General features: G+C 63.3%; 25 protein-coding genes and 1 tRNA gene. 4 read left to right on the top strand and 22 right to left on the bottom strand.

All coding sequences use genetic code 11. From position 1 onward, the window contains the following. The 8 genes from T31B1_RS16305 to T31B1_RS16270 form a co-directional block, all read right to left on the bottom strand. Positions 1-1,356, bottom strand: a complete 1,356-nt coding sequence (locus tag T31B1_RS16305) for a Na(+)-translocating NADH-quinone reductase subunit A (RefSeq protein ID WP_353250584.1) — start codon at positions 1,354-1,356, stop codon at positions 1-3. Positions 1,357-1,389: 33 nt separating this feature from the next. Then, positions 1,390-1,474 (bottom strand) — tRNA-Leu (locus T31B1_RS16300). 19 nt (positions 1,475-1,493) lie between these two features. Continuing rightward, entirely contained in the window at positions 1,494-1,991 is a 498-nt protein-coding gene (secG, locus tag T31B1_RS16295) for a preprotein translocase subunit SecG (RefSeq protein ID WP_353250583.1), read from the bottom strand. Between the two features lie 26 nt (positions 1,992-2,017). Beyond that, complete coding sequence (tpiA, locus tag T31B1_RS16290; protein ID WP_353250582.1) at positions 2,018-2,773, bottom strand: triose-phosphate isomerase; 756 nt, start codon at positions 2,771-2,773, stop codon at positions 2,018-2,020. 42 nt (positions 2,774-2,815) lie between these two features. After that, a complete protein-coding gene (glmM, locus tag T31B1_RS16285) occupies positions 2,816-4,204 on the bottom strand; it encodes a phosphoglucosamine mutase (protein WP_353250581.1) in 1,389 nt (462 codons plus the stop codon). A gap of 1 nt (position 4,205) precedes the next feature. Continuing rightward, a complete protein-coding gene (folP, locus tag T31B1_RS16280) occupies positions 4,206-5,090 on the bottom strand; it encodes a dihydropteroate synthase (RefSeq protein ID WP_502951012.1) in 885 nt (294 codons plus the stop codon). 72 nt (positions 5,091-5,162) lie between these two features. Beyond that, positions 5,163-7,136: an ATP-dependent zinc metalloprotease FtsH gene (gene ftsH / locus T31B1_RS16275; RefSeq protein WP_353250580.1), complete on the bottom strand. Its 1,974-nt coding sequence runs from the start codon at positions 7,134-7,136 to the stop codon at positions 5,163-5,165. A 110-nt stretch (positions 7,137-7,246) separates the two neighbouring features. After that, positions 7,247-7,864, bottom strand: a complete 618-nt coding sequence (locus T31B1_RS16270) for an RlmE family RNA methyltransferase (RefSeq protein ID WP_353250579.1) — start codon at positions 7,862-7,864, stop codon at positions 7,247-7,249. A 51-nt stretch (positions 7,865-7,915) separates the two neighbouring features. Here T31B1_RS16270 and T31B1_RS16265 point away from each other — a divergent pair, with 51 nt between their 5' ends. Then, positions 7,916-8,236 carry a YhbY family RNA-binding protein gene (locus T31B1_RS16265; RefSeq protein ID WP_353250578.1) on the top strand — a complete coding sequence of 107 codons (321 nt, stop codon included), beginning with the start codon at positions 7,916-7,918 and terminating at the stop codon, positions 8,234-8,236. A 15-nt stretch (positions 8,237-8,251) separates the two neighbouring features. Here the strand turns inward: T31B1_RS16265 and greA are convergent, their stop codons facing one another. From greA to ubiA, 4 genes are all read right to left on the bottom strand, one after another. Beyond that, the gene (gene greA / locus T31B1_RS16260) at positions 8,252-8,734 is read right to left on the bottom strand and encodes a transcription elongation factor GreA (RefSeq protein ID WP_353250577.1); all 483 of its coding nucleotides are present in this window, start codon (positions 8,732-8,734) and stop codon (positions 8,252-8,254) included. A 136-nt stretch (positions 8,735-8,870) separates the two neighbouring features. Continuing rightward, complete coding sequence (locus T31B1_RS16255) at positions 8,871-10,241, bottom strand: adenosylmethionine--8-amino-7-oxononanoate transaminase (protein WP_353250576.1); 1,371 nt, start codon at positions 10,239-10,241, stop codon at positions 8,871-8,873. A gap of 27 nt (positions 10,242-10,268) precedes the next feature. After that, positions 10,269-11,309: a hypothetical protein gene (locus T31B1_RS16250; RefSeq protein WP_353250575.1), complete on the bottom strand. Its 1,041-nt coding sequence runs from the start codon at positions 11,307-11,309 to the stop codon at positions 10,269-10,271. Between the two features lie 39 nt (positions 11,310-11,348). Beyond that, positions 11,349-12,206, bottom strand: a complete 858-nt coding sequence (gene ubiA / locus T31B1_RS16245) for a 4-hydroxybenzoate octaprenyltransferase (protein ID WP_353250699.1) — start codon at positions 12,204-12,206, stop codon at positions 11,349-11,351. Between the two features lie 200 nt (positions 12,207-12,406). Here ubiA and T31B1_RS16240 point away from each other — a divergent pair, with 200 nt between their 5' ends. Beyond that, a complete protein-coding gene (locus tag T31B1_RS16240) occupies positions 12,407-13,771 on the top strand; it encodes a glutamate--cysteine ligase (RefSeq protein WP_353250574.1) in 1,365 nt (454 codons plus the stop codon). Positions 13,772-13,812: 41 nt separating this feature from the next. Here T31B1_RS16240 and T31B1_RS16235 read toward each other — a convergent pair whose 3' ends face one another. Together T31B1_RS16235 and T31B1_RS16230 are read right to left on the bottom strand one after the other, a co-directional pair. After that, a complete protein-coding gene (locus tag T31B1_RS16235; RefSeq protein WP_353250573.1) occupies positions 13,813-14,682 on the bottom strand; it encodes an anti-sigma factor in 870 nt (289 codons plus the stop codon). After that, a complete protein-coding gene (locus T31B1_RS16230) occupies positions 14,675-15,196 on the bottom strand; it encodes an RNA polymerase sigma factor (RefSeq protein WP_353250572.1) in 522 nt (173 codons plus the stop codon). The genes T31B1_RS16235 and T31B1_RS16230 overlap by 8 nt, the downstream gene beginning before the upstream one ends. 217 nt (positions 15,197-15,413) lie before the next feature. On the opposite strand from T31B1_RS16230, the gene T31B1_RS16225 reads away from it, so the two are divergent. After that, positions 15,414-15,809 (top strand): DUF4168 domain-containing protein, encoded by a 396-nt coding sequence (locus T31B1_RS16225; RefSeq protein WP_353250571.1) that lies wholly within the window; start codon positions 15,414-15,416, stop codon positions 15,807-15,809. Positions 15,810-15,828: 19 nt separating this feature from the next. Here the strand turns inward: T31B1_RS16225 and T31B1_RS16220 are convergent, their stop codons facing one another. Then, positions 15,829-16,557 carry an epoxyqueuosine reductase QueH gene (locus T31B1_RS16220; RefSeq protein ID WP_353250570.1) on the bottom strand — a complete coding sequence of 243 codons (729 nt, stop codon included), beginning with the start codon at positions 16,555-16,557 and terminating at the stop codon, positions 15,829-15,831. A 93-nt stretch (positions 16,558-16,650) separates the two neighbouring features. Between T31B1_RS16220 and T31B1_RS16215 the strand changes: the two genes are divergently transcribed. After that, positions 16,651-16,962, top strand: coding sequence for a hypothetical protein (locus T31B1_RS16215; protein WP_353250569.1), 312 nt, complete (start codon positions 16,651-16,653; stop codon positions 16,960-16,962). A 244-nt stretch (positions 16,963-17,206) separates the two neighbouring features. Here T31B1_RS16215 and T31B1_RS16210 read toward each other — a convergent pair whose 3' ends face one another. The 7 genes from T31B1_RS16210 to dnaJ form a co-directional block, all read right to left on the bottom strand. Beyond that, on the bottom strand, positions 17,207-17,596 hold the full coding sequence (locus tag T31B1_RS16210) for an ectoine synthase (protein WP_353250568.1): 390 nt from the start codon (positions 17,594-17,596) through the stop codon (positions 17,207-17,209). Positions 17,597-17,691: 95 nt separating this feature from the next. Then, positions 17,692-18,969 (bottom strand): diaminobutyrate--2-oxoglutarate transaminase, encoded by a 1,278-nt coding sequence (gene ectB, locus T31B1_RS16205; RefSeq protein WP_353250567.1) that lies wholly within the window; start codon positions 18,967-18,969, stop codon positions 17,692-17,694. A 53-nt stretch (positions 18,970-19,022) separates the two neighbouring features. Then, entirely contained in the window at positions 19,023-19,535 is a 513-nt protein-coding gene (ectA, locus tag T31B1_RS16200) for a diaminobutyrate acetyltransferase (RefSeq protein WP_353250566.1), read from the bottom strand. Positions 19,536-19,644: 109 nt separating this feature from the next. Then, a complete protein-coding gene (carB, locus tag T31B1_RS16195; RefSeq protein ID WP_353250565.1) occupies positions 19,645-22,869 on the bottom strand; it encodes a carbamoyl-phosphate synthase large subunit in 3,225 nt (1,074 codons plus the stop codon). A 97-nt stretch (positions 22,870-22,966) separates the two neighbouring features. Beyond that, the gene (carA, locus tag T31B1_RS16190; RefSeq protein WP_353250564.1) at positions 22,967-24,103 is read right to left on the bottom strand and encodes a glutamine-hydrolyzing carbamoyl-phosphate synthase small subunit; all 1,137 of its coding nucleotides are present in this window, start codon (positions 24,101-24,103) and stop codon (positions 22,967-22,969) included. 115 nt (positions 24,104-24,218) lie between these two features. Further along, positions 24,219-25,028, bottom strand: a complete 810-nt coding sequence (dapB, locus tag T31B1_RS16185; RefSeq protein ID WP_353250563.1) for a 4-hydroxy-tetrahydrodipicolinate reductase — start codon at positions 25,026-25,028, stop codon at positions 24,219-24,221. Between the two features lie 149 nt (positions 25,029-25,177). Then, positions 25,178-26,308, bottom strand: coding sequence for a molecular chaperone DnaJ (dnaJ, locus tag T31B1_RS16180; RefSeq protein ID WP_353250562.1), 1,131 nt, complete (start codon positions 26,306-26,308; stop codon positions 25,178-25,180). Positions 26,309-26,348 lie beyond the last annotated feature (40 nt).

The raw sequence follows: 26,348 nt of genomic DNA, 5'->3' as shown, positions 1-26,348 counted from the left end.
TCAACCTTCGCGTTCGATGATCTCGAGCGTCGCACGCAGGTGCGGGCCGAAATCGTATTTCGCCACATCGACGAACGACAGCAGCGCGACATCCTCTTCGTCGAGCTCTGTTGCCCCCAGCGCCTGGGCTGTATCGGTATCCCGCACGAGCAACGCGCGCAGCAACTGGGTCGGCAGGATATCGAGCGGCATTACTTCCTCGTAGTTACCGATCGGCACCATTGCGCGAGCACTGCCGTTCTGCGAGGTATTGAACCGATACCGCGACGGTTTGAGCAGGCTCGACACGAAGACGTTGATCTTCGAGAACCGGTCACGGCCCGGCATCAGCCAGCCCATGAACGGCCTTTCCCGGCTTTCCGGCAACAGGGTGAGCTGCGTATCGTAGCGGCTCAGATACGAGCCCCACTCTGCTGCCCGCCGTCCTGACAGAACCGAACCGGAAATCGCGCGCACTTCGGGCCCTTCGACCTCACCGTTGAGCAATTCGTCCGTACTCGCACCCATACGCGTACGAAGCAGTCGCGGATTCGCAGCCGCCGGCCCGCACAGTGCGATCACGCGCTGGACATCGATCCGACCGGTCGTCATCAGATGGCCGTACGCCATTACATCCTGGTAGCCGATATGCCATACCGGCGCATCCACGCTGACCGGGTGCAGATGATGGATATGCGTACCCACGAGACCGGCCGGGTGCTTGCCGCCAAACTCTGCCACCACGAAACGATCGCCCGCGGCACTCGGGATATCGGCGCCCGGCGCCTTGCAGACATACACCGGCCCGTCGGTCAGACGCGCCAGCACCTGCAGGCCGTCGACGAACGCTTCGCGGCGCTCGTTGATAACAACGGAAGGGTCCGCGGCCAGCGGATTGCTGTCCATGGCGGTAACGAATATTGCGTGGGGCCGAGTGCCCGGCGCAGGAACCTTGGAGAAGGGACGCGTCCGAAGCGCGGTCCACTGACCGGAATCAAGCAGCGTCTTCTCGATGGTCGCGGACGACAGTCCGCTCAGCGAATCACTGGCATGCGATTCGAACGTACGCTGACCGTCGAGCTCGTCACCGGCGACACGAATAACGATCGACTGCAGGACACGTTTGGCGCCACGATTGATCGCGACAACCTCGCCGCCAGCTGGCGCGGTGTAGAACACGCCCGGCGTTTTCTTGTCTTCGAAAAGCGGCTGACCCAGCGCCACCTGATCACCCTCGGCGATCAGCATGGTGGGCTTCATCCCATGGTAATCCAGACCGACGACGGCAGCCCGAGTAACCGGCGCCGCATCTTCGATGATCTGGTTCGGCGCACCTTCGATGGGCAGATCAAGCCCTTTGCGTATCGTGACTTGCATTTCGCCGCTGGCGTGCCTCTTACCCCGATTGTATGGTGCCGACGGCCGGACTCGAACCGGCACAGCTTTCGCCACTACCCCCTCAAGATAGCGTGTCTACCAATTCCACCACGTCGGCATGACTTGCCCGGGCGCCCCTAGTCTGGGATCTGCGCACCGGGTTCGGAAGCACCGGCGTCGTCGCCCGTGCCACCAGTTGATTGCGAGCCGGCCGAGTCGCCGCCGGCCTGACCGTTGTCCTGAGCATTCTCGGCAGCAGCGCGTCGCTCGCTGTTCTGAGCGCGCTGCTCGCCGGTAATCTGTTCGTCACCAGGCACGCCGTTGTTATCGCTGTCGGAAAGCAGCGACGAACCCGGCGCCTCCTGGTTCATCTGGTCGGTCACGCTGCCGGTCGGCGTACTCACGCCATTGATCAGATACGCCAGCGTAAGACTGATCGCAAAGAACACGGTCGCCAATGCCGCGGTCGCCCGCGTCATGAAGTTCGCCGACCCCTTGGCGCCAAAAACCGTACCCGATGCACCGCTACCGAAAGCCGCACCCGCATCAGCACCCTTGCCGTGCTGAACGAGAATCAGCCCGATCAAGCCGAGCGCAATGACGACCTGGACGATGACCAGAATTGTATAAACCATACTAGGGCCTTAAATCGACCGCGAGCCTAACCGGCCGCGCGGGCGATGTCCAAAAATGAATCGGCCTTGAGCGAAGCGCCGCCGACGAGTGCCCCGTCGACATCTGCCCCGGCAAAAAGCGCCGCGGCATTATCGGGCTTCACGCTACCGCCGTAAAGCAGCTGAACCGATTCCGCCATTGTAGCATTCCTGTCTCGGATGTGTGACCGGATAAACGCATGAATTTCCTGCGCCTGATCCGGCGTGGCTGAATGACCCGTACCGATTGCCCAAATTGGTTCGTAAGCGATCACGGCTATCGACAAGGTGTCCTGATCGGCGTGATCGAACAAAGCATCGAGCTGAGCAGCCAGCACGGCCTCGGCCTGCCCTGCCTCGCGCTGCTCGAGCGTCTCACCCACACAGATGATCGGCACCAGGCCCGCAGCAGCGGCCGCATTGGCTTTCGTGGCCACGACCTGGTCGGTTTCCCCGTACAGCGCGCGGCGCTCGGAGTGGCCGACGATCGCGTAGGTCGCGCCCGCGTCGACTACCATCTCGCCACTGGTCTCGCCCGTGAACGCACCGGGCTCACGCTCGGCCGCCACATTCTGCGCACCCACGGCCACTGCGACGCCCGACACCTGACGGCCGAGACGCTCGATATAGACCGCCGGCGGGCAGATCAGCAGCTGCGCGGCCAGCCCGTCGACCGCTGTCGATATCTCTTCGGCAAAACGATCCACCGCAGCAGCGCTGCCGTTCATCTTCCAGTTGCCGGCGACCATCATCCTGCGCGTCATATGCTGTTCCCTTGCCTGTTCGTTTACCGCTGCGTCCAGCGCCTACGCGCCGTGTCCAACCACCTGCCGAACGGTATCTGCGAGGCGATTCGCGCACTCTTCAACGGCCAATCCGTCGAGCCCTTCGACCATGACCCGCAGCAGCGGCTCGGTGCCCGAGGGGCGCAATAATACCCGACCCGCCTCGCCGAGGGTGTGTTCGACATCACGTATCGATGCATCCACCCGGGGATCGGCCATGACCGTATCGGCCGTGCCCCGCCCGATACGCACGTTGATGAGCGTTTGTGGACATTTGTCGACGGGCGCTATCAGTCGTTCGAGGCTCTGCCCGCTCGCGACCATTGCCGCCAGAACCTGGAGCGCGGTGACGATACCATCTCCGGTGGTGGCCCGGTCGAGACACAACACATGCCCCGAGGACTCGCCGCCAACGATCCCGCCGCGCGCTTTGAGGCGTTCGAACACATAGCGATCGCCGACCTTGGCACGCTCGAAGTCGACGCCGTCCTTGCGGAACGCCAGCTCCAGTCCGAGATTGCTCATCAGCGTGCCGACCACGGGCCCGGCGAGATCGCCGCCTGCGCGACGCGCATTGGCAATGACATAAAGAATCTGATCGCCGTCGACGATACTGCCCTCATGGTCGACCATGATGCAGCGATCGCCGTCGCCGTCGAGCGCGATGCCGACATCGGCACCGCCGGCACGGACGGCCTCGACCAGTCCGCGCGGATGCGTGGAACCCACGTCGCGGTTGATATTCAGCCCATCCGGACGATCGCCGATCACCTCGACCGACGCACCCAGCTCGCGGAAGACGTCGGGTGCCACGTGGTAGGTCGCGCCGTGCGCGCAGTCGAGCACGATCTTGAAGCCGGACAGCCCCCCGTTCTCGAAGCGCGCCGTGGATTTGCAGAACTCGACATATCGCCCCGGCGCACTCTCCACACGCCGCGCGCGCCCGAGCTGATCGGAGGCCACGCATTCCAACGGCCGATCGAGTTGCGCTTCGATCTCGGCCTCCAACGCATCGTCCAGCTTCTGGCCGAAATGCGAGAAGAATTTCACGCCGTTGTCATGGTATGGATTATGGGAGGCACTGATCACCACGCCCGCGGCGGCCCGGAATGTTCGGGCCAGATAGGCCACCGCCGGCGTCGGCATCGGGCCGACCAGCAACACATCGACGCCAGCCGCGGCAAACCCGGCTTCCAGGGCGGACTCGAACATGTAGCCTGACAAGCGGGTGTCCTTACCGATAAGCACCTGTGGACGCTCGCGCGCGGTGTCTGGCACGCCGCGTTCGCCGCGCCTGCGCGCAAGCACGCGGCCGGCGGCCCAGCCAAGCTTGAGCGCGAAATCGGGCGTCATCGGCGCCTGGCCGACCTCGCCCCTGATGCCATCGGTCCCGAAATAACGTTGCGCCAACTTATTGTCCTGTTCTGAACGTTTCGTGTGGTCCGAGCGCCTGCGCCAGCCTGAGCACCTGCACGGTCGGCGCCACGTCGTGGCAGCGAATAATACGCGCCTGGCGCGTCGCTGCCCAAAATGCCGCGGCGACACTGGCGTGAATACGGGCGTCCATCGACGGGGTATCGAGCAGACGGGCGAACATCGACTTGCGCGACACCCCGACCAACACCGGGCGGTCGCCGTGAGTGAACCGATCCAGTTCGCGAAGCAGTGCCAGATTATGGTCCAACGTCTTGCCGAAGCCGAAACCGGGATCGATACACAGCCGCTCGCGTGCAATGCCGGCTTCGAAACAGCTGGCCACGCGCTGACGCAGAAACCCTGCCACCTCGCCCACCACGTCGCCGTAGACGGGCGCCTGCTGCATGGTGCGCGGCTGACCCTGCATATGCATCAGACACGCCGCCGCGCCGGTCTCGCGCACCGCATCGATCGCGCCGGGCGCCTGTAGAGCATTCACGTCGTTGACCATGTCCGCGCCAGCCATGCAGGCCGCACGCATCACACCCGGCTTGAGCGTGTCCACGGAAATGAACACATCGCTTTGTCGGCGCAATGCCTCGATCACCGGCACCACGCGCGCGCATTCGACCTCCTCGTCGACCGGCTCAGCGCCCGGCCGGGTCGATTCACCGCCGATATCCACGATGGCCGCGCCCTGGTCGATCAACGCCAGGGCGTGCGCGACCGCGGCCGCAGTATCGACATACGCCCCGCCATCGGAAAACGAATCCGGCGTGACATTGACGATGCCCATGACCACGGGACGGGACAGATCACAGACGCGTCGCGCCGACCCGAACACGGGCGTCGACGCGGTCGGCGGGTTGCTGACGATCATGCGTGGCAGCTCCGAACGTGCAAAAAAAAGGCCGACAGCCCAGGCTGCCGGCCCTGTCCATAGTGCGGTGCGCTAGGACTGACGATGATGCGCGGGACTGGGCACGCCTTTTTCGCCACCCGTCTTGTCCGTTTCGCCGCTCGGCGACGCCTGACCGTCGGTCGCGTCGACACCGGAGGCGCCACCACTGCTGCCCGGACCCGACGGATCCGAGTCGTTCCAGCTTTCCGGCGGGCCCGGCTCGCGGCCCTGCATGATCTCGTCGATCTGCTTGCGATCGATCGTTTCGTACTTCATCAACGCATCGGACATGTTATGGAGCTTGTCCATATTGTCCTCGAGGATCTGCTTGGCACGTTCGTAGCAGCCATCGATGATCGAGCGAATCTCTTCGTCGATGGCGTGGGCGGTCTCGTCCGAAATCCCGTTGGACTGGCTAGCGGACTTGCCCAAAAACGGCTGACTGTCCTCGGTATCGTATGCGATGGGACCCAGGCGATCCGACAGACCCCACTTGGTGACCATGTTCCGAGCGATCTCGGTGACCCGCTCGATATCGTTCGACGCGCCCGTGGTGACAGCCTCCTTGCCGAAAATGATCTCCTCGGCCAGCCGACCGCCGTAGAGCGTGCAGATCTGGCTGATCAAGCGCTGCTTGGAATAGCTGTAGCGATCCTCTTCCGGCAGGAACATGGTCACGCCCAGCGCCCGGCCACGCGGCACGATGGTCACCTTGTGCACCGGATCGTGCTGCGGCACGGTGAGGCCGATGATCGCATGACCGGCCTCGTGGTAGGCCGTCAGGCGTTTCTCGTCCTCGGTCATGACCATGGACTTGCGCTCGGCGCCCATCATGATCTTGTCCTTGGCGCGCTCGAAGTCTTCCTGCGTGACGGTCTTCTTGTTGGCCCGGGCGGCGAACAGCGCGGCCTCGTTGACCAGATTGGCCAGGTCCGCGCCGGAGAAACCCGGGCAACCGCGGGCAATGATCGACGCTTTCACATTGTCGTGAATCGGCACGTTCTTCATGTGGACCTTGAGGATCTGCTCGCGACCGCGCACATCCGGCAGCGGCACCACGACCTGACGATCGAAACGGCCCGGACGCAGCAACGCCGGATCGAGCACGTCCGGCCGGTTGGTGGCAGCGATGACGATCACGCCCTCGCTGCCCTCGAAGCCGTCCATTTCGACCAGCAGCTGGTTGAGGGTCTGCTCGCGCTCATCGTGACCGCCGCCCAGACCGGCGCCGCGCTGACGGCCGACGGCGTCGATCTCGTCGATGAAGATGATGCACGGCGACTGCTTCTTGGCCTGCTCGAACATGTCTCGCACACGCGAGGCGCCCACGCCGACGAACATCTCGACGAAGTCGGATCCCGAGATCGAGAAGAACGGCACACCCGCTTCGCCCGCGATCGCCTTCGCCAACAGCGTCTTGCCAGTACCCGGCGAGCCGACCATCAGAACGCCACGCGGAATCTTGCCGCCGACCTTCTGGAACTTGCCCGGATCGGACAGGAACTCGACCAGCTCCTGGACTTCGGACTTGGCTTCCTCGACGCCGGCCACATCGGCGAACGTGATCTTGATCTGATCGGCCGCCATCATGCGCGCCTTGGACTTGCCGAAGGACATCGCCCCCCGGCCGCCGCCACCGCCCTGCATCTGCCGCATGAAATAGATCCACACGCCGATGAGCAGCAGGAACGGGAACCACGAGATCAGGATCTGCTTGAGGAACGAACCCTGATCCGGCGGCTCGCCGGTGATCTCGACCTTGTTATCCATCAAGGTGCCGATCATCGCCTTGTTGTCGGACTCGGGGCTATAGGTGGCGAATTTCTGACCGGACTTGAGCTGCCCGCGAATCCGCTGGTCCTCGATGTGCACCTGCGAGACGCTGCCGCCTTCGACCTGGCTGAGGAACTGCGAGTACGGGATCTCGTTGGCGTTGCTCGTCGATGGCGCAAAGCTGGAGAACACGCTCATCAGCACCAGCGCAATCACGACCCACAGCAGCAGATTCTTAGCTAATTCGTTCAAGATCGTCGTCCTCGACCGCGGCACGTGCGGTCGTGTGAATACTTCGTGCGTGTCTTGTTCGTCACAGTATAAACAAACCGGGGCCCGGCCCGCGGTGCATCATGCATCGGTCATGTACGCCAGCCCTTGCCCAGCAGATACATTTCACGGCTGGCATCCCGCGAAGCCTTGGGCTTGCGAACCGCCACCTTGCCGAATCGGCCCCGCATGTCGCGTAGCAACTCGTCGAATCCCTCGCCCTGGAACACCTTGATCAGGAGATCTCCGCCGCCGACCAGCACCTGATCGCACAGCGCGAGCGCCAGTTCGGCCAGCTGCATCACGCCGGCCTGGTCGGCCACCATGATTCCGGTGAGATTGGGGGCCATGTCGGAAAGTACAAGGTCTACGCGATCGTCTCCCAGTGCTTTCGCCAGCGCGTCCAGACCCGCCTGTTCGGCGAAATCACCCTGCAAGAACTCCACGCCCTCGATCGGATCCATGGGCAGGCGGTCCAGGGCCACGATACGCGCGGTCGGCCGGGCGCGGCGGCAATACTGGCTCCAGCCGCCGGGCGCGGCCCCCAGGTCGACGATGCAGCGCTTACCGGCCAGCAGTCGGTCGCGTTCGTCGACTTCCGCGAGCTTGTAAACCGCTCGCGACCGGTAATTGTCCTTCTGGGCGGCCTTCACGTACGGGTCGCTACGATGCTTGTCCAACCAGCGTCGTGTGTCGCTGCGTTTGCTCATGAGCCGTATACTGCCTCGCGTTACCAGCCCAACGACCAGGCCGATCTATACATGTCGCTATCGCTCGATGCGGATACTCGCCGCGCCCTGAAAAAACAGGCGCATCACCTCAAGCCGATCGTGCAGACCGGTGCGGCCGGTCTCAGCGAGCCGGTGCTCGCTGAGATCGAGCGCGCACTGGTCGATCACGAATTGGTCAAGATCAAGCTCGCGGCCGATGACAAGGCAGGCGTTCGTGCCGACGTGGCCACCGCCTGCGATAGCCTCGGCGCAGCCTGTGTTCAACAGATCGGCCGTACCGCCACGCTTTATCGCCCCAACCCGGACGCCGACAAGCCCGAGAAGAAGGCCGCGCCGAAACGCCGACGGTAAGGCGCGCCGCGCACCTCAGATATAGCGCACCTCGACGATCTCGAGCGTGCGCTTGCCGCTGGGCACATCCACATCGACCACGTCGCCTTCGGTCTTGCCGATCAGGGCCCGTGCGATGGGCGAGGCGAACGAGAGCATGCCATTCTTGATATCGGCCTCGTCCTCGCCGACGATCTTGTAGGTCAGTTCGTCGCCAGAGTCCTCGTCGGCCAGGTCGACCGTAGCCCCGAACACCACTCGCCCATTGGCCTGCGCGCCGACTCTGGCCACGTCGATGATCTGGGCGGTAGCCAGCTTGCTCTCGATCTCGGCGATACGGCTTTCGTTGAAACCCTGCTCTTCCTTGGCCGCATGGTATTCGGCGTTCTCTTTCAGATCGCCGTGTGCGCGCGCTTCCTCGATCGCGGCCACGATCCGCGGGCGTTCGACTTTCTTGAGCTTCTTGAGTTCGTCGCGCAGCGCGTCAGCGCCGGTCTGGGTCAACGGTGTTCTGTCCATCGTATCCACCCTGCAAGGATTCGGTTCTCAAAAATAAAACGGCCGCCTCGATGGCGACCGTTTCCGGGAACAATCGGTTGGGCCGGCCCTGTATATCGGCCGGCAACGTGGCTCTCAGGCTAGCAGCGACGGCGTTTCAAGTCGAGACGGCGCGTTCGATGCCCTCGGCGGCCACACGGCCAAGATGCGCGATCTGATCGGGGGTGATCACATAAGGCGGCATGAAGTAGATCGTGTCGCCCAGCGGCCGCAGAAGTGCGCCCTGGCTCAAGGCATATCGATAGACAGCCAGTCCGCGTCGTTCGCGCCAGTCGAACGGTGTCCGGGTGGCTTTGTCCGCGACCATCTCGATGGCCAGCACCATCCCGGTCTGGCGGACCTCGGCGACGTTCGGATGATCGGCCAACGGTGCGACCGATTCACCCATCGCCCGTGCCAGGGCCCGGTTGGAATGGATCTGGTCGCGACGCTCGAATTCGTCGAGCGTCGCCAGCGCCGCGGCACAGGCCAGCGGATTGCCGGTATAGGAATGCGAGTGCAGAAATGCCGTCAGATTCGCGTAATCGTCGTAGAACGCCTCATAGATGTCGTCCGTGGTCATGGTGATCGACAACGGCAGATAACCCGCGGTCAGGCCCTTGGACAGACACATGAAGTCCGGCGTGATGCCGCGGTGCTCGCCCTCAGGCCCTGCCTGTTCGCAGGCGAACAGCGTACCCGTTCGACCGAAACCCACCGCGATCTCGTCGGCGATCAGATGGACGCCGTGGCGCGTACAGGCCTCGCGCAGCAGTTCGAGATACACCGGATGGTACATGCGCATATGGCCGGCGCACTGCAGCAACGGCTCCACGATCACCGCACAGGTTTCGTGGGCATGCTCGGCCAGCAATGCCTCCATGTCGGCAAACACGGCGCGGCTGTGTGCCTCCCAGCTCACCCCCGCATCCCGGTGGTAGCAGTCCGGCGAGCGAGCCGTCAGCGGCTTGAGCAGAAGCGGCTCGTAGGTTTTCTTGTAAAGATCGACATCGCCTACAGCCAAGGCGCCCAAGGTCTCGCCGTGATAGCTGTTCGACAGATTGATGAAGCGGGTCTTCTCGCCATGCCCCGTATTGCGCCAGTAATGAAAACTCATCTTCAGCGCGACTTCCACGGCAGCCGAGCCATTGTCGGCGTAGAAGGCGCGCGTCAGCCCGGCCGGGGTAGCCTGAACGAGCCGCTCGGCCAGCGCCACCGCCGGCTCGTGCGAGAAGCCGGCCAGCATGACGTGTTCGAGGGTATCGAGCTGGCTCTTGATACGGTCGTTGATCGCCGGGTTGGCATGCCCGAAGATATTGACCCACCAGGAACTCACGGCATCGATATAACGGTTGCCATCGAAATCCTCGAGCCAGATGCCCTCGCCGCGGCGAATCGGGATGGGCGGAAGCGCTTCGGTGTCTTTCATCTGCGTGCAGGGATGCCACACCACCTGCAGATCACGTGCGATGAGTTCGTCGTTCGTCATTGAAATCAGCCTTGGTCGCGAAATCGTTCAGTCCACGGCAAGCAGCGTGTATGGCGCCTCGTGCGCCTCCCGGCGATCGCGGGGGTGCTCGTCGGCCAGCGCCTTCACCCGATCGGGGTCGTAGACCACGAACAGCCTGTTGTCATCGAGCACCGCCACGCCTTCAGCCTTGTTGGTGAACTCGAACACGCTGCCGTCTTCGGCCATCACCAGTTCCGGGTCCAGGCCGGCATGGAAATCGGCCAGCGTCATCCGCCAGAGATAAGCACCGATACGCTGCTCGCCCCGTGCGTCTTCTACCTCGAAGCTCGTCAGGAAATAGATCAGGCCGCGCTTCGGGTCGTACTCCAGACTGGACAGGCCGACATCGAAACGTACGCCCGTCCATCGCGCGGGCTCGAATTCATAGATGACGCGGAATGGGCCAGTGAACACCAATTCGTCGTCCGCCATACGATACGGCGCGGCGACTACGCGACAGACATAGTCGAAATGCTCGTGATCGCATCCGACTTCACGGATACCGAACGCCAGCTCGTCATCGCCGCCATCGGCGGCCGGGATCGCGGCCAGGCCCTCGACCTTGTAGTACGGCGCGCCGAGCGCGGTCTCGAGATCGGCACGCAGGTTGGCCGAACTGCGAACGCCATCGGCCGTACGATCAGCCACCAGGCGAACCGCGTCAGGCTGGCCGACCGGCCATACCAGCAGTCGGTTGTAGTGGTCTAGCTCGGCCGACGCGTTGTCGATACGATCGAAGCCGGTGGTGGCCACCAGATGGTGGCCGGCAACGGTCAGCGCAAAGTCCTCGTACTTGCGCGCGCCGCTGATCAGCGGCGCGTTATAGAAATGCAGGGTGTCCGGCGCCGGCCGACCGTCCACACACTCCACGGCGAACACCGCCGAGCGATCGTCGCCCGGAACGTCCTTGTCGCTGGCCATCACCAGATGGCGTCCATCCCAGGCGACCGCCGAGACTTCGACATTGGCCAGCGCGCCGTCGGCGTCGGTCAATCCGGCATCGAAGCAGGCGAACACGCCGTGGTGCAGAATACGAATCTGGGTCATGCGAAAGGCTCGCTGGGCGTGGTCGGGCGACGGCGCAGGCTAGCGAAACGCCAGATCGATCACAATGCCGGCGAACACCACGCCACCGAGTACGTTGTGGTGCATGAACGCCTTGAAGCATCCCGCCCGATCGCGATGCCGGGCCAGCCACTGGTGATAAATCGCGGTCGCACCCGCCAATACCAGCGCGCAATAGAACACCGGCCCCATTGCGAACGACAGCCCCACCCCCACGAGCAGCGCCAACCATAGACACTGGAACACGCCGATGATGGCTCGGTCGTGGCGGCCCCACAGTATGGCCGTGGACTTCACCCCGATTTTCAGATCGTCGTCGCGATCGACCATCGCGTAGAACGTGTCGTAGACCAGTGCCCAGATGAGCGTGGCCAGAAAAAGGATCCAGCCGCCCAATGGCACGTATCCCGCCTGGGCGGCAAACGCCATCGGCACGGCCCAGCCGAACGCGGCGCCGAGAAACATCTGCGGCCAGTGCGTCGCCCGCTTGGTGAACGGATAGAGCGTGGCAAGCGCCGCGCCGACGAACGCCATGGCGATAGTCAGGCCGTTGAGGGTGAGCACCAGAACGAACGCCATCAGACAAAGCACGACGAACAGCGTCAACGCCTCGCCCGACGATACTTCACCGGTGGCCAGTGGACGCGCGCGCGTCCGTTCGACATGCCCATCGATATGGCGATCCGCGTAGTCGTTGATCACGCATCCGGCCGAGCGCATCAACACCGCCCCGACCACGAATACCAGCAATACCCATGGATCGGGCAGACCGCCGGCGGCCAGCCACAGCGCCCAGAGCATCGGCCATACCACCAGAAAGATGCCGATCGGCCGATCCAGACGAGTCAGACGCAGGTAACGATCCAGTCGCTGCGACAGCGCAGGCGTGTAGCTCATGCGCATTCCATCCTGGTCACAGCGCGCTGCCGGGGCGCATACACGCCGGGCTCGGTACTCGAAATTATTGATTGCATGAGACAACCATCCCGAAAACGATCGTTTAAAGTTACCATGCAGCAAATTCAGACTGCAGCACGCAGCGCCGGCAGACCCGGGCGCCGTGCCTGATTGGAGAACCCATGTCCGCTCCATCGCAATCCGGCGGCGCGCCGATCACCGACCGGCGCCAGCTGGTCGAATATTTCGAAAATGCCTGCAAGCCGCCGAGCCGCTGGCGGCTGGGCACCGAACACGAGAAGTTCGTTTTCGATCGCGAGACCCTGCGCCCGTTGCCATTCGACGGTGAACGCGGCATCGAGGCGTTCCTCGACAAGCTCACCCGCTTTGGCTGGCAGCCGATGACCGAAAACGGTCACCTGATCGCACTCGAACTCGGCCGATGCCATATCACCCTCGAGCCGGGTGGCCAGCTCGAGCTAGCCGGCGCGCCGCTGGAAACCATCCATGAAGCGTGCGACGAGGTGCATACACATCTGGCACAGGTCAAGGAAGTCGCGCAGGAAATGAACGTCGGCCTGATCGGGCTGGGCTTCCAGCCGAAATGGGCTCGCGAGGACTGCCCGTGGATGCCCAAACAGCGCTACGAGATCATGAAAGCGTACATGCCCAAGGTCGGCAGCCTCGGCCTGGACATGATGCTTCGAACCTCCACCGTACAGGTCAATATCGACTACGGCTCCGAAGCCGACATGATCGAGAAATTCCGAGTCGGTCTCGCACTGCAGCCGGTGGCGACGGCGCTGTTCGCGAATTCGCCTTTCACCCGCGGCAAGCCCAACGGCTTCGTGTCATATCGCAGCCAGATCTGGACCGATACCGATCCCGATCGTTGCGGCATGCTCGACTGGGTGTTCGACAACGACATGGGCTTCGAACGCTATATCGACTACGCGCTCGACGTACCCATGTATTTCGTCTATCGCGACGGCCGGTATATCGACGCCTCGGGCCAGTCATTCCGCGATTTCCTGGCCGGCAAGTTGCCGGCGCTGCCCGGCGAACGGCCGATGCTCTCCGACTGGGACGATCATCTGACCACCTTGTTTCCGGAAGTCCGGCTCAAACGTTTCATGGAAATGCGCGGCGCCGACGGCGGCCCCTGGCGGCGCCTTTGCGCGCTGCCCGCCCTCTGGGCCGGCCTGTGTTACGACAGCCAGTCGCTGGACGGCGCCTGGCAGCTGTGCCGCGATTTCACCGCCGCCGAACGCAATCATCTGCGCGATCAGGCACCGATCCAGGGTCTGAAGACGCCGTTTCGCGGCGGCACGCTCCAGGACCTGGCACGCGAGGTCGTTGCGCTCGCCCAGGCCGGTCTGGCCCGACGCGCGCGGTTGGATGCCCACGACCGGGATGAAAGCATGTTCCTGAACCAGCTGGCCGAAATCGCCGAAACCGGCGTGACCCCGGCCGAGCATCTGCTATCGCTCTACGAAGGCCGCTGGGGCCAGTCGGTCGATCCGGTCTTCAGCGAATTCGCCTACTAGCGAGGCCGACCGCGACAGCCGACGAACCGTCCGCAGCGCGCTCACATCGTGCCGGCGCCGGGCGCTGACGCGCCGGCCGGTACCACACTGGCCGGCGGCGCGTCATTGACCGTCGCCGTTCCGGCTGTCTCCGGGGCGTGCGGCCGGATGGATTTCGGCTGCCCCGTCGTCTCACCGTGTGTCGCATCGGAATCCGCGCGTGCGGCCTCAACGGCCAATGACTGCAAATCGGACGTCGGCAGACTGCCCACCAGCGCATAGTTGAAGCCGCCCGTCTCCCACCGTGCCAGGGACAGACCGTCGTGCGAGAACACGCGTGGCGACGCGCCGACGCCTGGCTGCATGTTCTGGGCATAGACTCTCACGGTGCGTCCACCGTCGTCCTGATAGACGAATTCCGACATCGGATGCCCGTTCTGGGCCAGCTGATGCCGGCGGGTCAGAAAGAACCCATGGCTCGAAAGATCGGGCTCGCCAGGCGACGCCGTGGTCGCCGGCATGTTGGCCGAGGCCACTCGGCGCATCGTGGAGGACTGCTCACGGGTGGCCTGTACCACCAATTGCCCAAAGGCGGCCGAGGGCGTACCGGGTTCGCGCTGCGCGCCGACCCACCAGCCACCGCCTGCTGCAGTGGCGACCACCATGATCGTGGCCATGCCACGCGCCCACCCACTGGCCGTTCGTCGCTGAGCGTGGACAAGCAATCGGCGCGGTATGGGCTCGTCCAGAACAGGCGCATAGCGGTCGCGCACGATCCATTCGGCTTCCGCGGCGCGGTGGGCGCGATGCGTCGCATCCCGATCGTGCTGCAAGCGGCACCCGCCCGTCCGCTGCCGCGCGGCGCCGAGCCGTCCGGTATGGAATGCCACCCTACGTTCGTGATCGATGCCGGGGTTGTCCGATTCAGCCATGCTGACCCTCCTTTGCCGATAGGGGTGACGGGCGCAGCTCGAGTCGTTCGCCGAGCATCTCACGCGCCCGGGACAGCCGTGAGCGATACGTGCCCACGCGGATACCGAGCATGGCAGCGCCCTCGCTATAGCTGGGCTGCTCGACGGCAACCAGCAACAGTACCGCACGCTGGGTGTCGGGCAACGCATCAATGGCGTCGAGTACGTCGCGACAGTGGAGCGTACTGTCCGGCCGCGCCCGGCCGCAGACTGGTTCGCGTATTGCATCCAGTGCGATCAGATTGCCGTGAGCTGCGGTGACGACCGGCATGCGGTCGAGATACAGCCGGTAAAGAATCCGGAACAGCCAGCTGCGCAAGCGGCCGCTCGGCCGCCATAGCCAGCGCTTGCTCCAGGCGCGCTCGAGCGTGTCCTGTACCAGGTCGTCGGCACTTTCGCGATGGCCGCGCAATAGCGAGCGGGCATACCGCCGCAAATGCGGAATCTCGGCCTCGATCATGTGCGCCTGAATCACTCGCCCGTCCTCGGTGCCCGGTCGGCCGCCATTGGCGTTGGTTGACTGTCCACATCGCTACCAACGGCTGTTGGCGCGTTTGGTTCCATCCAAGCCGTTATGAGGAACATTCGATGCGAGCGGAAAAACCATGGAACCGATCGCGGCGTGTCGGCGTTGGTGATCGTGCGTACGGCTTTTTGCCGTTCGCGACACTTAATTCAAGCAAGGAGTCACCATGCTTTCAGCCAACCGTATCGCTGCGACGGCGCTCATGGGCGCAACCCTGGCCTGTGCTGCACCGGTCTTCGCTCAGGACGGCCAGTCGTCGTACGGCGGATCCGGGCAAACCCAGACGCCGCAACCGGCTACGTCGGCCGCCAACGTCTCCGACGCGAAACTGGAAAAGTTCGCCGCCGCCCAACAAGACGTCCGTTCGGTGCGCGCCGATATCCAGCAGCAGATGAAAAACAGCCAGGATCAGGAATCGATGATGGCCAACCGCAACAAGGCCAACCAGAAGATGGTCGAAGCGGTTCAGGACAACGACCTGTCGGTGTCCGATTACAACGAGATCGCCCGCGCGGCCCAGCAGAATCCGGAACTGGCCCAACGTATCCAAAAGATGCGTTAAGGCCTTCGATGCCGGCCGATCAGTCGTCGGCCGGCGTCTTCAATGTAGGATATTCGCCACGCCCCGGCGCGGTGCCGGTAATCGCTTCCCGGCCATAGAATTTGACCCCTTTCTGGATACGCTCACGGCCTCGGGTTTTTCGGTGCCGATTAGTATCGCGCAGGCTGTATACGCATCCGCAGTACTCTTGCTGATAGAAGCCCTTGCGCTTGGCGATCTCGATCATGCGCGCCGCACCGCCCTCCTTGCGCCAGTTCAGGGTCCAATAGATGACATCCGGATAGCGGGCGGCCGCGCGTACGCCGGCCTCGTTGATCTGGGCCATGTTCTTCCAGCGCGAAATACCCAGGGTACTGGAGATCAACCCGTAGCCGTGCTCAGCGGCATAGAGCGCGGTTCGTTCGAACCGCATGTCGAAACACACGGTACAACGGCGCCCGCGCTCCGGCTCGTTCTCCAGACCACGAATCCGGTCGAACCAGCGGTCCGTGTCGTAATCGCCGTCGATATGCGGAATGCCGAGTTCTTCGCAGTAGCGAATATCCTCGGCCTTGCGCATCTCGTATTCGGCCACCGGATGAATATTCGGATTGTAGAAGTACACGGTGGTATCAATACCCGAAGCCTTTACCGCGGCCAACACGTCGCCTGCACAGGGGGCACAGCAGGAATGCATGAGCAATTTAGTATCCTGCTCGGGCGGCTCGAGTTCCGGACGTTCGTACTGATCCAGGCTGAAGCGGTTCATGCGCGGACTCGGTTGCTTTGCGACAATAGCCCTATTGTCCGGCTTTGATGCCGGCCAGTCCATGCACACAACGTTTTGAAGGACTCAAAAAAGATGAAGCAAGGCAGTCTCGTGATGGCCATGATCTGGATGGCGGTACTTTCCCTGCTGCTGTTCTGGCTGCCACTGATCGGCCCACTGTTGGCAGGTTTCGTGGGGGGACGCACCGCAGGCAATGCCGGTCGCGGGTTGCTGGCCGCCGTATTGCCGGCCGCCGTACTGTGTTTTGTCCTGGTCGGGTTTGGCACCGCACTTATCGGGATGCCCATCATCGGCGCAATCGCCGGCGCCGGGCTGTTCGTGCTCATCGTCGTCCAGAGCCTGCCGCTGTTGGCAGGTGCGCTGGTGGGTGGGCTGACGGCCTAACCGTTACGGTGGCCATGCGCCACAGCCAGTCGTGGCCCGAGCGGGCTGGCACCTGCATGGGGCCCTTGCCGACCCGGGCCGACCGCCGGCGGACTGTGCCGGCGCTCCGTCTTGCTTTGGCGGAGGAGGCAACACCGGCTGACGAGCCGTCAGTCGCCGAACTCACCCCTGCCGACGCAAAAAAAAAGCCCCGGCTCAGCGCCGGGGCCTTCGTATGCAAGCATGCAAATGCCCGCAGCAGGACTTAGTCCTTCGGCGGCACGTAGGCACCGTCTGCGTCGTGGGTTTCACGACCGGTAACCGGCGGGTTGAACGCGCAGACCAGCTTCATTTCGGTCTTGGCCTTGAGCGTGTGCTTGTCGTGGTTATCCAACGCATACACGGTGCCCGGCTCGATCTTGTGCTCTTCACCGGTATCGCGGTTCACGAGGGTACCTTCACCCTGGTAGCAAAACACCGCTTCCAGATGATGCTTGTACCACATGTCGAATTCGAGGCCGGGCGGAAAGGTGGTTTCGTGGAACGAGAACCCCATACCGTCCTTGGCGAGCAACCAGCGAACGCTGGTCCAGCCGCCTTCGCTGATGACTTCACGGTCGGTGCCGCGCAGGTCTTCGGTGCGAACAATCTTCATACCAACTCCTTTACTTGGGTGGAATTATTTGTACTCGCTTGCGAGCGTGCGTACAACGCTCGCAAGCGAATGACCAAACGACCGACGGTCGCCTACTAGGCGGCACCCTTGGCCAGACCATGCTTCTCGAGCACGCTCTGCACCGAGTCGGCCACGATATCCAGCCCCTTGTCGATATCAGCATCTGTGGTGGTCAGCGCCTGCATGAATTTGATCACACTGTCGCGCGGGCCGGCCGTTTCCATCAGCAGCTTGCGCTCGAAGCATTCGGCCACGATCTGACCGGCGATATCGGCATCCTCGCAGTCGACGCCGATGAACATGCCGCGTCCGCGCACCTCGGCTTCGAACCCGGAATGGCTGTCGACGATCTCCTGCAGGCGCTTGCGCATGTGCTCACCTTTGCGCAGCGTTTCCTTTTCGAACGCGTCGTCGCGCCAGAACTTGTTGAGCGCCGATACAGCGGTCACAAACGCGTGGTTGTTGCCACGGAACGTACCGTTATGCTCGCCCGGCTCCCAGATATCCAGATCGGGGCGAATCATGGTGATCGCAAGCGGCAGTCCGAAGCCGGACAGCGACTTGGACAGCGTGATGATGTCCGGCTTGATACCCGAAGGCTCGAAGGAAAAGAACGGCCCAGTACGCCCGACACCGGCCTGGATGTCGTCCACGATCAGCAGCATGTCGTGCTTGCGGCAGACCTTCTCGATACGCTGGAGCCACTCGTTGCTGGCGACGTTGATGCCGCCCTCGCCCTGCACTGTCTCGAGAATGACGGCGGCCGGCTTTTCCAGACCGCTGGAACTGTTGTCGAGCAGCATTTCCAGGTCGGACGCAGTGTCCCGGCCGTCGCGGAAGTAGTCGTGAAACGGAATCGGCGAGGAATGACACAGGCACACGCCCGCACCAGCACGCTTGGACGCGTTGCCCGTGACCGCCAGCGAGCCGAGCGTCATGCCGTGATAACCATTGGTGAAGAAAAGCACCCGATCGCGCTTTTTCACCTTGCGCGCGAGCTTGAGCGCGGCCTCAACGGCATTGGTGCCCGTCGGCCCGGGGAACTGGATCTTGTAGTCCATGCCCCGCGGCTTCATCACCACTTCTTCGAATGTCTCGAGAAAGATCTGCTTCTGGTCGGTCGCCATGTCCAGGCCGTGGCAGATGTTGTCGCCCTGGATGTACTCCAGCAGCGCGGCCTTCATGGTCTCGTCGTTATGGCCGTAGTTGAGCGCGCCGGCGCCGCCGAAGAAGTCGAGATAGTACTCGCCCTTGTCGTTGGTCAGGCAATTGCCCTTGGCCGTGGTGAATACGGTCGGGAAGCCACGCACATAACCGCGTACTTCGGATTCGAGTCGATTGATGGTTTCCATGGAAACTCCTGAGCTTGGCTCGGGTGGAATCGAAATAGACTGGATCGGCAGGACTACTCGAGCGCGCCGCGCACGGTCTTCGCATCGAACGGGCCGATACGAAACAGTATCTCGGGCTCGTGCTCTTCGTCGTCGAAATCGCCGAACAGATCGCTGGCGAAGAGTTCGCTTTCCTCGACGTAGGTGTTCAGGCGACGGGCCAGGCCACGGAACAACGCCTGAGACGGCTCGTTGCTCGGACCGATCGTGGTATCCATGTAGTGGACATCGAAACACGCCGGACGCTTGAGAATCTCGAAGAGCATGCGCGTCGCCAGCCCGCGGCCGCGGCCGGCCTCGGCCACACCGACTTGCCATACAAAGACGATATCGGGATGGCGCGGCAGGATATAGGCGGTGATGAACCCGACCAGACGACCGTCGATTTCGGCGACCACGCTGGTATCGGAATGATGCTCGCCGATCAGCATGTAGGCATAGGCCGAATTGGCGTCGAGCACGCCCAGATCATGCACGAGTCGCAGGATGTCCGCGCCGTCCTGCTTGAGCGGCGCACGAAAATTCACATCGTCCGATGCTTGCTTAATGACTTTTGTAATGACGTTCAATCGGTGGATGTTTGGCCCGCATTATAGCGAGTCACGACAGAATTTTCTGCCCGCCACGGCGTCCCGATCATGCCGGGATGGCCGCCTGAAGCGATTGCAGCGAATAGACTTGCGCATTCCGATCGTCCGCCATCGCCGTGCAACTGGCCTGCGCGCCGGCGATCGTGGTGAAGTACGCCACCTTGTAGCGAAGTGCGGTGATTCGGATCGAACGGGACTCCTCGATCGCGCGCTTGCCCTCGGTGGTGTTGACCACCAGCTGGATCTCGCCGTTCTTGATCATGTCGACGATATGCGGGCGCCCTTCCTTGACCTTGTTTACGCTTGCGCACTCGATGCCGGCGGCAACGATCGCCGCCGCGGTGCCATGGGTGGCCACCACCTGGAAGCCGGCGGCGACCAGCGCCCGTGCCAACTCGACTGCATGCGGCTTGTCAGCATCCCGCACGGTGATCAGAGCGACACCGCCTTCGGGCAGACCCACGCCACTGGCCAGCTGTGACTTGGCAAACGCCTCGCCGAAGGTTCGGCCAACGCCCATCACTTCGCCGGTGGACTTCATTTCGGGCCCGAGCAGCGGGTCCACGGTTGGGAACTTGGAGAACGGGAAGACCGCCTCCTTGACCGCGAAATGGTCAATCCGGCGTTCGGCGCCGACATTCTGCTCGGTCAGCGTAAGACCGGCCATACAGCGGGCCGCGATCTTGGCCAGTGGCACGCCGGTGGCTTTGGATACGAACGGCACGGTACGCGATGCCCGAGGATTGACCTCCAGCAGATAGACCTCGCCACCCCGAATGGCGAACTGAACGTTCATCAGTCCCACCACCGACAGACCGCGGGCGAGCGCGGCGGTCTGGCGCCGGACCTCGTCGAGCACCTCGGCGCCCAGGCTGTAAGGCGGCAGCGAACAGGCCGAGTCGCCCGAGTGCACGCCGGCCTGTTCGATATGCTCCATGATGCCACCGATGAACACGTCGGTGCCGTCGCAGATCGCGTCGACGTCCAGCTCGATCGCATCTTCGAGGAAACGATCGAGCAGTACCGGCGAATCCGGCGATACCTTCACCGCCGCGCCCATATAACGCTGCAGATCTTCCGGCTCGTACACGATTTCCATGGCGCGGCCGCCCAGCACGTAGGATGGCCGCACGACCATGGGAAAGCCGACTTCCTCGGCCAGGCGCATGGCTTCCGCCTCGGAACGCGCACTGCGGTTGGCCGGCTGCTTGAGCCCGAGCTTGTTGACCAGGTTGAGGAAACGATCGCGATCCTCAGCGAGATCGATCGAGTCAGGCGTGGTCCCGATGATCGGCGCACCTGCGGCTTCCAGACGCCGTGCCAGCTTGAGCGGCGTCTGGCCGCCGTACTGCACGATCACGCCCTTGGGCTGCTCGACGTCGATGATCGACATGACGTCCTCGAAGGTCAGCGGCTCGAAATACAGCCGGTCCGAGGTGTCGTAGTCGGTGGAGACGGTCTCCGGATTGCAGTTGACCATGATCGTTTCATAACCATCCTCGCGCATGGCGAGTGCGGCATGCACACAGCAGTAGTCGAACTCGATGCCCTGGCCGATGCGGTTGGGCCCACCGCCCAGCACCATGATCTTGTCCCGATCGGAGGGCGCGGCCTCGCACTCCTCGTCGTACGACGAATACTGGTAGGCCGTCGCGGTCGGGAATTCGGCCGCGCAGGAGTCCACCCGCTTGTAGACCGGCACGATGGAGTGCTTGAGCCGGGTCCGGCGGACGGCGAACTCGTCGCAGCCCAGCAGCGCCGCCAGACGCAGATCGGAAAAACCCTTGCGCTTGTAGGCACGCAGCGTATCGGCATCGATATCGCCAAGCGTGGACTGGGCCAGCGCGCCCTCCATGGTCACCAGCTCTTCGATCTGGTCGAGAAACCACGGATCGATATGACACAGCGCGTGCACTTCAGCCAGCGTGAAGCCGGCTCGGAAGGCATCGGCGACATACCACAGGCGCTCGGCGCGTGGTGTCGACAATTCGGCCCGCAGCGTACTCTTCGCACTGTCGCTGTGCAGCTCGTCCAGCTTCGGCTCGAAGCCGTCCGAGCCGATTTCCAGGCTGCGCATGGCCTTCTGCAGCGATTCCTGGAAGTTGCGCCCGATGGCCATCGCCTCGCCCACCGACTTCATCTGGGTGGTCAGACGGCTGTCGGCGGCCGGAAACTTCTCGAAAGTGAAGCGCGGCATCTTGGTCACGACATAGTCGATCGACGGTTCGAACGACGCGGGTGTGGCACCGCCGGTGATCTCGTTTTTGAGTTCGTCGAGCGTGTAGCCGACAGCGAGCTTCGCGGCCACCTTGGCGATCGGGAAACCGGTCGCCTTGGACGCCAGCGCCGACGAACGCGACACGCGCGGATTCATCTCGATGATGATCATCTGGCCGTCGGCCGGGTTGATCGCGAACTGCACGTTCGAGCCGCCGGTATCGACACCGATCTTCCGCAGACAGGCCAGTGATGCATCGCGCATGACCTGATACTCGCGGTCGGTCAGCGTCTGCGCCGGTGCGACGGTGATCGAGTCACCGGTGTGCACGCCCATGGCATCGACGTTCTCGATCGCACAGATGATGATGCAGTTGTCCGCCGAATCGCGCACCACCTCCATCTCGTATTCTTTCCAGCCCAGCACCGACTGCTCGATGAGCACCTCGTTGGTCGGCGAAAGCTCCAGCCCGCGCGCGAGCAGGTCATCGAACTCCTCGCGGTTGTAGGCGATACCACCACCGGTGCCCCCGAGGGTGAACGACGGCCGCATGATGATCGGAAAACCGATACGCGCCTGCACGTCCTCGGCTTCGGCGGCCGAATGCACGACCTGCGACTCGGGCGTGAACAGCCCGATTTCGTGCATGGCCTCGCGGAAGGCGTTGCGGTCCTCGGCCATGTCGATGGCATCGCGCGAGGCGCCGATCATCTCCACGCCGTGCTCGGCGAGCACGCCATTGTTGAACAGATCCAGCGCACAGTTGAGCGCGGTCTGTCCGCCCATGGTGGGCAGCAGTGCGTCCGGCTTTTCCTTGGCGATGATCTTGGCCACGGTCTGCCAGGTGATCGGCTCGATATACACCGCGTCCGCCGTTTCCGGATCGGTCATGATCGTGGCCGGATTCGAATTGACGAGAATGACCCTGAAGCCCTCGTCGGCCAGCGCCTTGCAGGCCTGCATGCCGGAGTAGTCGAACTCGCAGGCCTGACCGATGACGATCGGCCCCGCGCCGATGACGAGAATGCTTTGAATGTCTGTGCGCTTGGGCATGGCTTGGCTCGCTGGCTGGCCCGCAAACTCGCTGGGGCCGATATTCGCGTTCTAGATCATTAAATTGGAGGCATCAATTAAAGCGATGCCTCGATATTCAGGCGCCGGCGCTTCGGGCGTGCAGGGCACCGATGAAGCGCTCGAACAACGGCGCCACATCGTGCGGACCCGGGCTCGCCTCGGGATGCCCCTGGAACGAAAAGACCGGCTTGCCGATTATCTCGATACCCTGGAGCGATCCGTCGAACAGCGACCGATGCGTCACGCGCACCGTGTCGGGAAGGCTGGCCTCGTCGATAGCGAAGCCATGGTTCTGGCTGGTGATCATCACCTCGCCGGACGCAACGTCGATCACCGGGTGGTTGGCGCCGTGATGGCCGAACTTCATCTTGAGGCTTCGGCCGCCGGCTGCCAGGCCGAGAATCTGATGCCCCAGACAGATACCGAGGGTGGGCACCTCTCGTTCGATGAGCTCGCGACACGTGGCGATCGCATAGTCGCACGGTTCGGGGTCGCCCGGCCCGTTGGCCAGCAGCACGCCATCGACGTTCATCGCCAGAACCTCGTCGAGCGGCATCCGTGGTGGCACGACCGTCACCCGCGCGCCGCAGTCGACCAGGCGGCGCAGAATGTTGTACTTCACACCGTAGTCGTAGACCGCAACGTGATACTGCGCTGGAGCCGGCTCGTGGCTGTCGTTAGGCCCGACCCAGCTCGGCTCGTCCCACTCGTAGACTTCGGAGGTCCCGGCCTCGGCGGCGAGATCGGCCCCCTTGAGCCCCGGAAACGCCCGCGCCCGGGCAAGCGCATCGTCGGCGTCGATGTCGTCGCCGGCCACGATACAGCCGTTCTGGGCACCCTTCTCGCGCAGGATGCGTGTCAGCCGACGCGTATCGATATCGCCGATGCCAACGATATCGTTGGCCTCGAGGTAGTCGATCAGGCTGCCGTCCGTGCGCCAGTTGCTTGGCGTGCGCGGAATCTCCCGCACGATCAGGCCGGCCGCCTGCACCCGCGCCGATTCGACGTCCTGAGCGTTGGCTCCGGTGTTGCCGATATGCGGATAGGTCAGCGTGACCATCTGCTGACGGTAAGAGGGGTCGGTAAGAATTTCCTGGTAGCCGGTCATGGCGGTGTTGAAGACCACCTCTCCAACCGTACTGCCGAGTGCGCCGATGGCGCGACCGTGGAAAAGGCTACCGTCTTCGAGCGCAAGCAGGGCTGTCGGGCGCAACTATGACTCCGGTTACGGTGATCGAGCGGGCATCAGGCCGGGATAGCGGCCGACTGGCCGCATGCGGCGCGAAATTATAGCGGCTCCGGCTGGCGTCGGCCAGCCGTGACCGGTTTCAGTCGTCGCTCAGGCCGAGCACGTCGGTCATGTCGTAGCGTCCAGGGCCCTGATCGGAAGCCCAGGCCGCGGCACGCATCGCGCCGCCAGCGAACGTTTGACGCGAAGAGGCCTTATGCGTGATCTCCACGCGTTCGCCGTCGCCGGCGAACAACACGGTATGCTCACCCACGATATCGCCCCCGCGAATGGTCTGGAAACCGATCGTGCGCCGCTCGCGCTCGCCGGTATGGCCGTGGCGTGCGTAGACCGCGCAATCGCTCAGATCGCGTCCGGTGGCATCGGCCAGCACTTCGCCGATACGCAACGCCGTGCCGGAGGGCGCGTCCACCTTGTGCCGGTGATGAGCCTCGACCACTTCGATATCGAAATCATCGCCGAGCGCTTTGGCTGCAATATCAAGAAGTTTTAGCGTCAAGTTAACGCCGGCACTGAAGTTCGGGGCGATCACGATCGCGATCTGTTCCGCGGCCCGCTCAATGGTTTCCAGCTGGTTCTCGTCGAAACCGGTGGTGCCGATCACCATCGCCGCGCCCCGCGCCTGGCAGTCGGCAAGTGCGGCCAGACAGGGCCCCGGGCGGGTGAAATCAATCAGCACATCGAACTCGGCCGTGCCACGATCGTCCGCCGAGGCGATGGCCACGCCCAGATCCTCGCCGTTGGCCAGCCGACCGATATCCTGACCGATCGAGTCGCTGCCCGGCGCCTCGAAAGCCGCTGCCAGCGACAGGTCGTCACGGCGAAGGCACGCCACGGCCAATTCCCGACCCATGCGCCCGGCAGCGCCGTTGATGGCTACCCGTGTCATACCCTGTCTCCCGGTGTCGTACAAGATGTTATTAACCATATACGGTCCGGCGGCTTGTCAGCCGGGCCGATGCGCGTTCACCACGCCTGCCGCGGGCCTTCCGAGTCGTACGAGGCCGAAAACGAGCGGCGTACCGGCGGGCGAGCTGTCTAGCTCAGATGTTCGCCGAAAAAGCGCTTGGCCTTATCCAGCCAGCTGGCCGTGGCCGGGCTGTGACTGCGGCCGCTATCGTCCATGCTTTCACGCAGCTCTTCGAGCAGCTTCTTCTGCTTGCTGTTGAGGTTGACCGGCGTTTCCACACTGACCTTGACCAGCAGATCACCAGGCGCGGAGGTACGCACCGATTGCACACCCTTGCCACGCAGACGGAACGTTTTGCCCGACTGGGTCTCCGCGGGGATGCGAAGGCTCACCTTGCCCTTGAGCGTCGGCACGTCGATCTCCCCGCCGAGGGCTGCTGTGATCATGTCGACCGGCACGTTCGCACGCAGATTGTTGCCATCGCGTATGAAGAACTCGTGCGACTTGACGTTGATCTGAACATACAGATCGCCCGCCGGACCGCCCATCTCGCCGGCCTCGCCTTCGCCCGAGAGACGGATGCGATCGCCGTTGTCCACGCCCGGCGGCACCTTGACGGACAGCGTCTTGGATGACTGCACTCGCCCTTCGCCGTGGCATTTCCGGCAGGGATTGCGGACCTTCTTGCCGGTTCCGTGACAATCCGGACAGGTCTGCTGAATCGAGAGAAAGCCCTGCTGGATACGCACCTGACCCATACCCTGACAGGTGCCGCAGGTATCCACGGGCGAGCCCTTCTCGGCACCGCTGCCGTCGCAGGCGTCGCACTCGTCGAGCGTGGGAATACGTATCTCGACGGTATCGCCGTCGATCGCGGTTTCCAGATCCAGATCGAGGTCGTAGCGCAGGTCTGCACCGCGTGAGGCCCGTTGCCGGCCACCGCCCATGCCGCCGCCGAAAATGTCAGAAAAGATATCGCCGAAGATATCGCCGAACCCGCCGGCGCCCGCCGGGCCTCCCCCGCCGGCCGCGCCGCCCAGCCCGGCATGGCCGAACTGGTCGTAGGCCTGGCGCTTGCGATCGTCCGACAGCACCTCGTAGGCCTCGGAGGCCTCCTTGAAACGGGCCTCGGCCTCGGCATCGTCCGGATTACGATCCGGATGATTCTTCATCGCGAGCCGTCGATAGGCCTTCTTGATCTCGTCCTTGCCCGCGCCCTTGGACACACCGAGCACTTCGTAGTAATCGCGTTTCGCCATGAATCGAAAACCTTATAACCAAAAAGGCCGGGGCAACGGC

It is taken from the genome of Salinisphaera sp. T31B1, from assembly GCF_040361275.1.
In the GTDB taxonomy this organism is placed as follows: domain Bacteria; phylum Pseudomonadota; class Gammaproteobacteria; order Nevskiales; family Salinisphaeraceae; genus Salinisphaera.
Note: the sequence above shows the minus strand (reverse complement) of the source record. Positions and strands in the feature narration are given on the sequence as shown.

What these genes read in the sequence shown, in the direction of transcription:
- T31B1_RS16305 (WP_353250584.1), bottom strand. Translation starts at nt 1,356, where the DNA reads ATGCAAGTCACGATACGCAAAGGGCTTGATCTGCCCATCGAAGGTGCG.
- T31B1_RS16235 (WP_353250573.1), bottom strand. Translation starts at nt 14,682, where the DNA reads ATGGCTGAATCGGACAACCCCGGCATCGATCACGAACGTAGGGTGGCA.
- ectB (WP_353250567.1), bottom strand. Translation starts at nt 18,969, where the DNA reads ATGGAAACCATCAATCGACTCGAATCCGAAGTACGCGGTTATGTGCGT.
- T31B1_RS16250 (WP_353250575.1), bottom strand. Translation starts at nt 11,309, where the DNA reads ATGACCCAGATTCGTATTCTGCACCACGGCGTGTTCGCCTGCTTCGAT.
- T31B1_RS16215 (WP_353250569.1), top strand. Translation starts at nt 16,651, where the DNA reads ATGAAGCAAGGCAGTCTCGTGATGGCCATGATCTGGATGGCGGTACTT.
- dapB (WP_353250563.1), bottom strand. Translation starts at nt 25,028, where the DNA reads ATGACACGGGTAGCCATCAACGGCGCTGCCGGGCGCATGGGTCGGGAA.
- T31B1_RS16220 (WP_353250570.1), bottom strand. Translation starts at nt 16,557, where the DNA reads ATGAACCGCTTCAGCCTGGATCAGTACGAACGTCCGGAACTCGAGCCG.
- tpiA (WP_353250582.1), bottom strand. Translation starts at nt 2,773, where the DNA reads ATGACGCGCAGGATGATGGTCGCCGGCAACTGGAAGATGAACGGCAGC.
- T31B1_RS16240 (WP_353250574.1), top strand. Translation starts at nt 12,407, where the DNA reads ATGTCCGCTCCATCGCAATCCGGCGGCGCGCCGATCACCGACCGGCGC.
- T31B1_RS16270 (WP_353250579.1), bottom strand. Translation starts at nt 7,864, where the DNA reads ATGAGCAAACGCAGCGACACACGACGCTGGTTGGACAAGCATCGTAGC.
- carB (WP_353250565.1), bottom strand. Translation starts at nt 22,869, where the DNA reads ATGCCCAAGCGCACAGACATTCAAAGCATTCTCGTCATCGGCGCGGGG.
- T31B1_RS16255 (WP_353250576.1), bottom strand. Translation starts at nt 10,241, where the DNA reads ATGACGAACGACGAACTCATCGCACGTGATCTGCAGGTGGTGTGGCAT.
- folP (WP_502951012.1), bottom strand. Translation starts at nt 5,090, where the DNA reads ATGATCGTCAGCAACCCGCCGACCGCGTCGACGCCCGTGTTCGGGTCG.
- T31B1_RS16225 (WP_353250571.1), top strand. Translation starts at nt 15,414, where the DNA reads ATGCTTTCAGCCAACCGTATCGCTGCGACGGCGCTCATGGGCGCAACC.
- dnaJ (WP_353250562.1), bottom strand. Translation starts at nt 26,308, where the DNA reads ATGGCGAAACGCGATTACTACGAAGTGCTCGGTGTGTCCAAGGGCGCG.
- T31B1_RS16210 (WP_353250568.1), bottom strand. Translation starts at nt 17,596, where the DNA reads ATGAAGATTGTTCGCACCGAAGACCTGCGCGGCACCGACCGTGAAGTC.
- greA (WP_353250577.1), bottom strand. Translation starts at nt 8,734, where the DNA reads ATGGACAGAACACCGTTGACCCAGACCGGCGCTGACGCGCTGCGCGAC.
- T31B1_RS16265 (WP_353250578.1), top strand. Translation starts at nt 7,916, where the DNA reads ATGTCGCTATCGCTCGATGCGGATACTCGCCGCGCCCTGAAAAAACAG.
- secG (WP_353250583.1), bottom strand. Translation starts at nt 1,991, where the DNA reads ATGGTTTATACAATTCTGGTCATCGTCCAGGTCGTCATTGCGCTCGGC.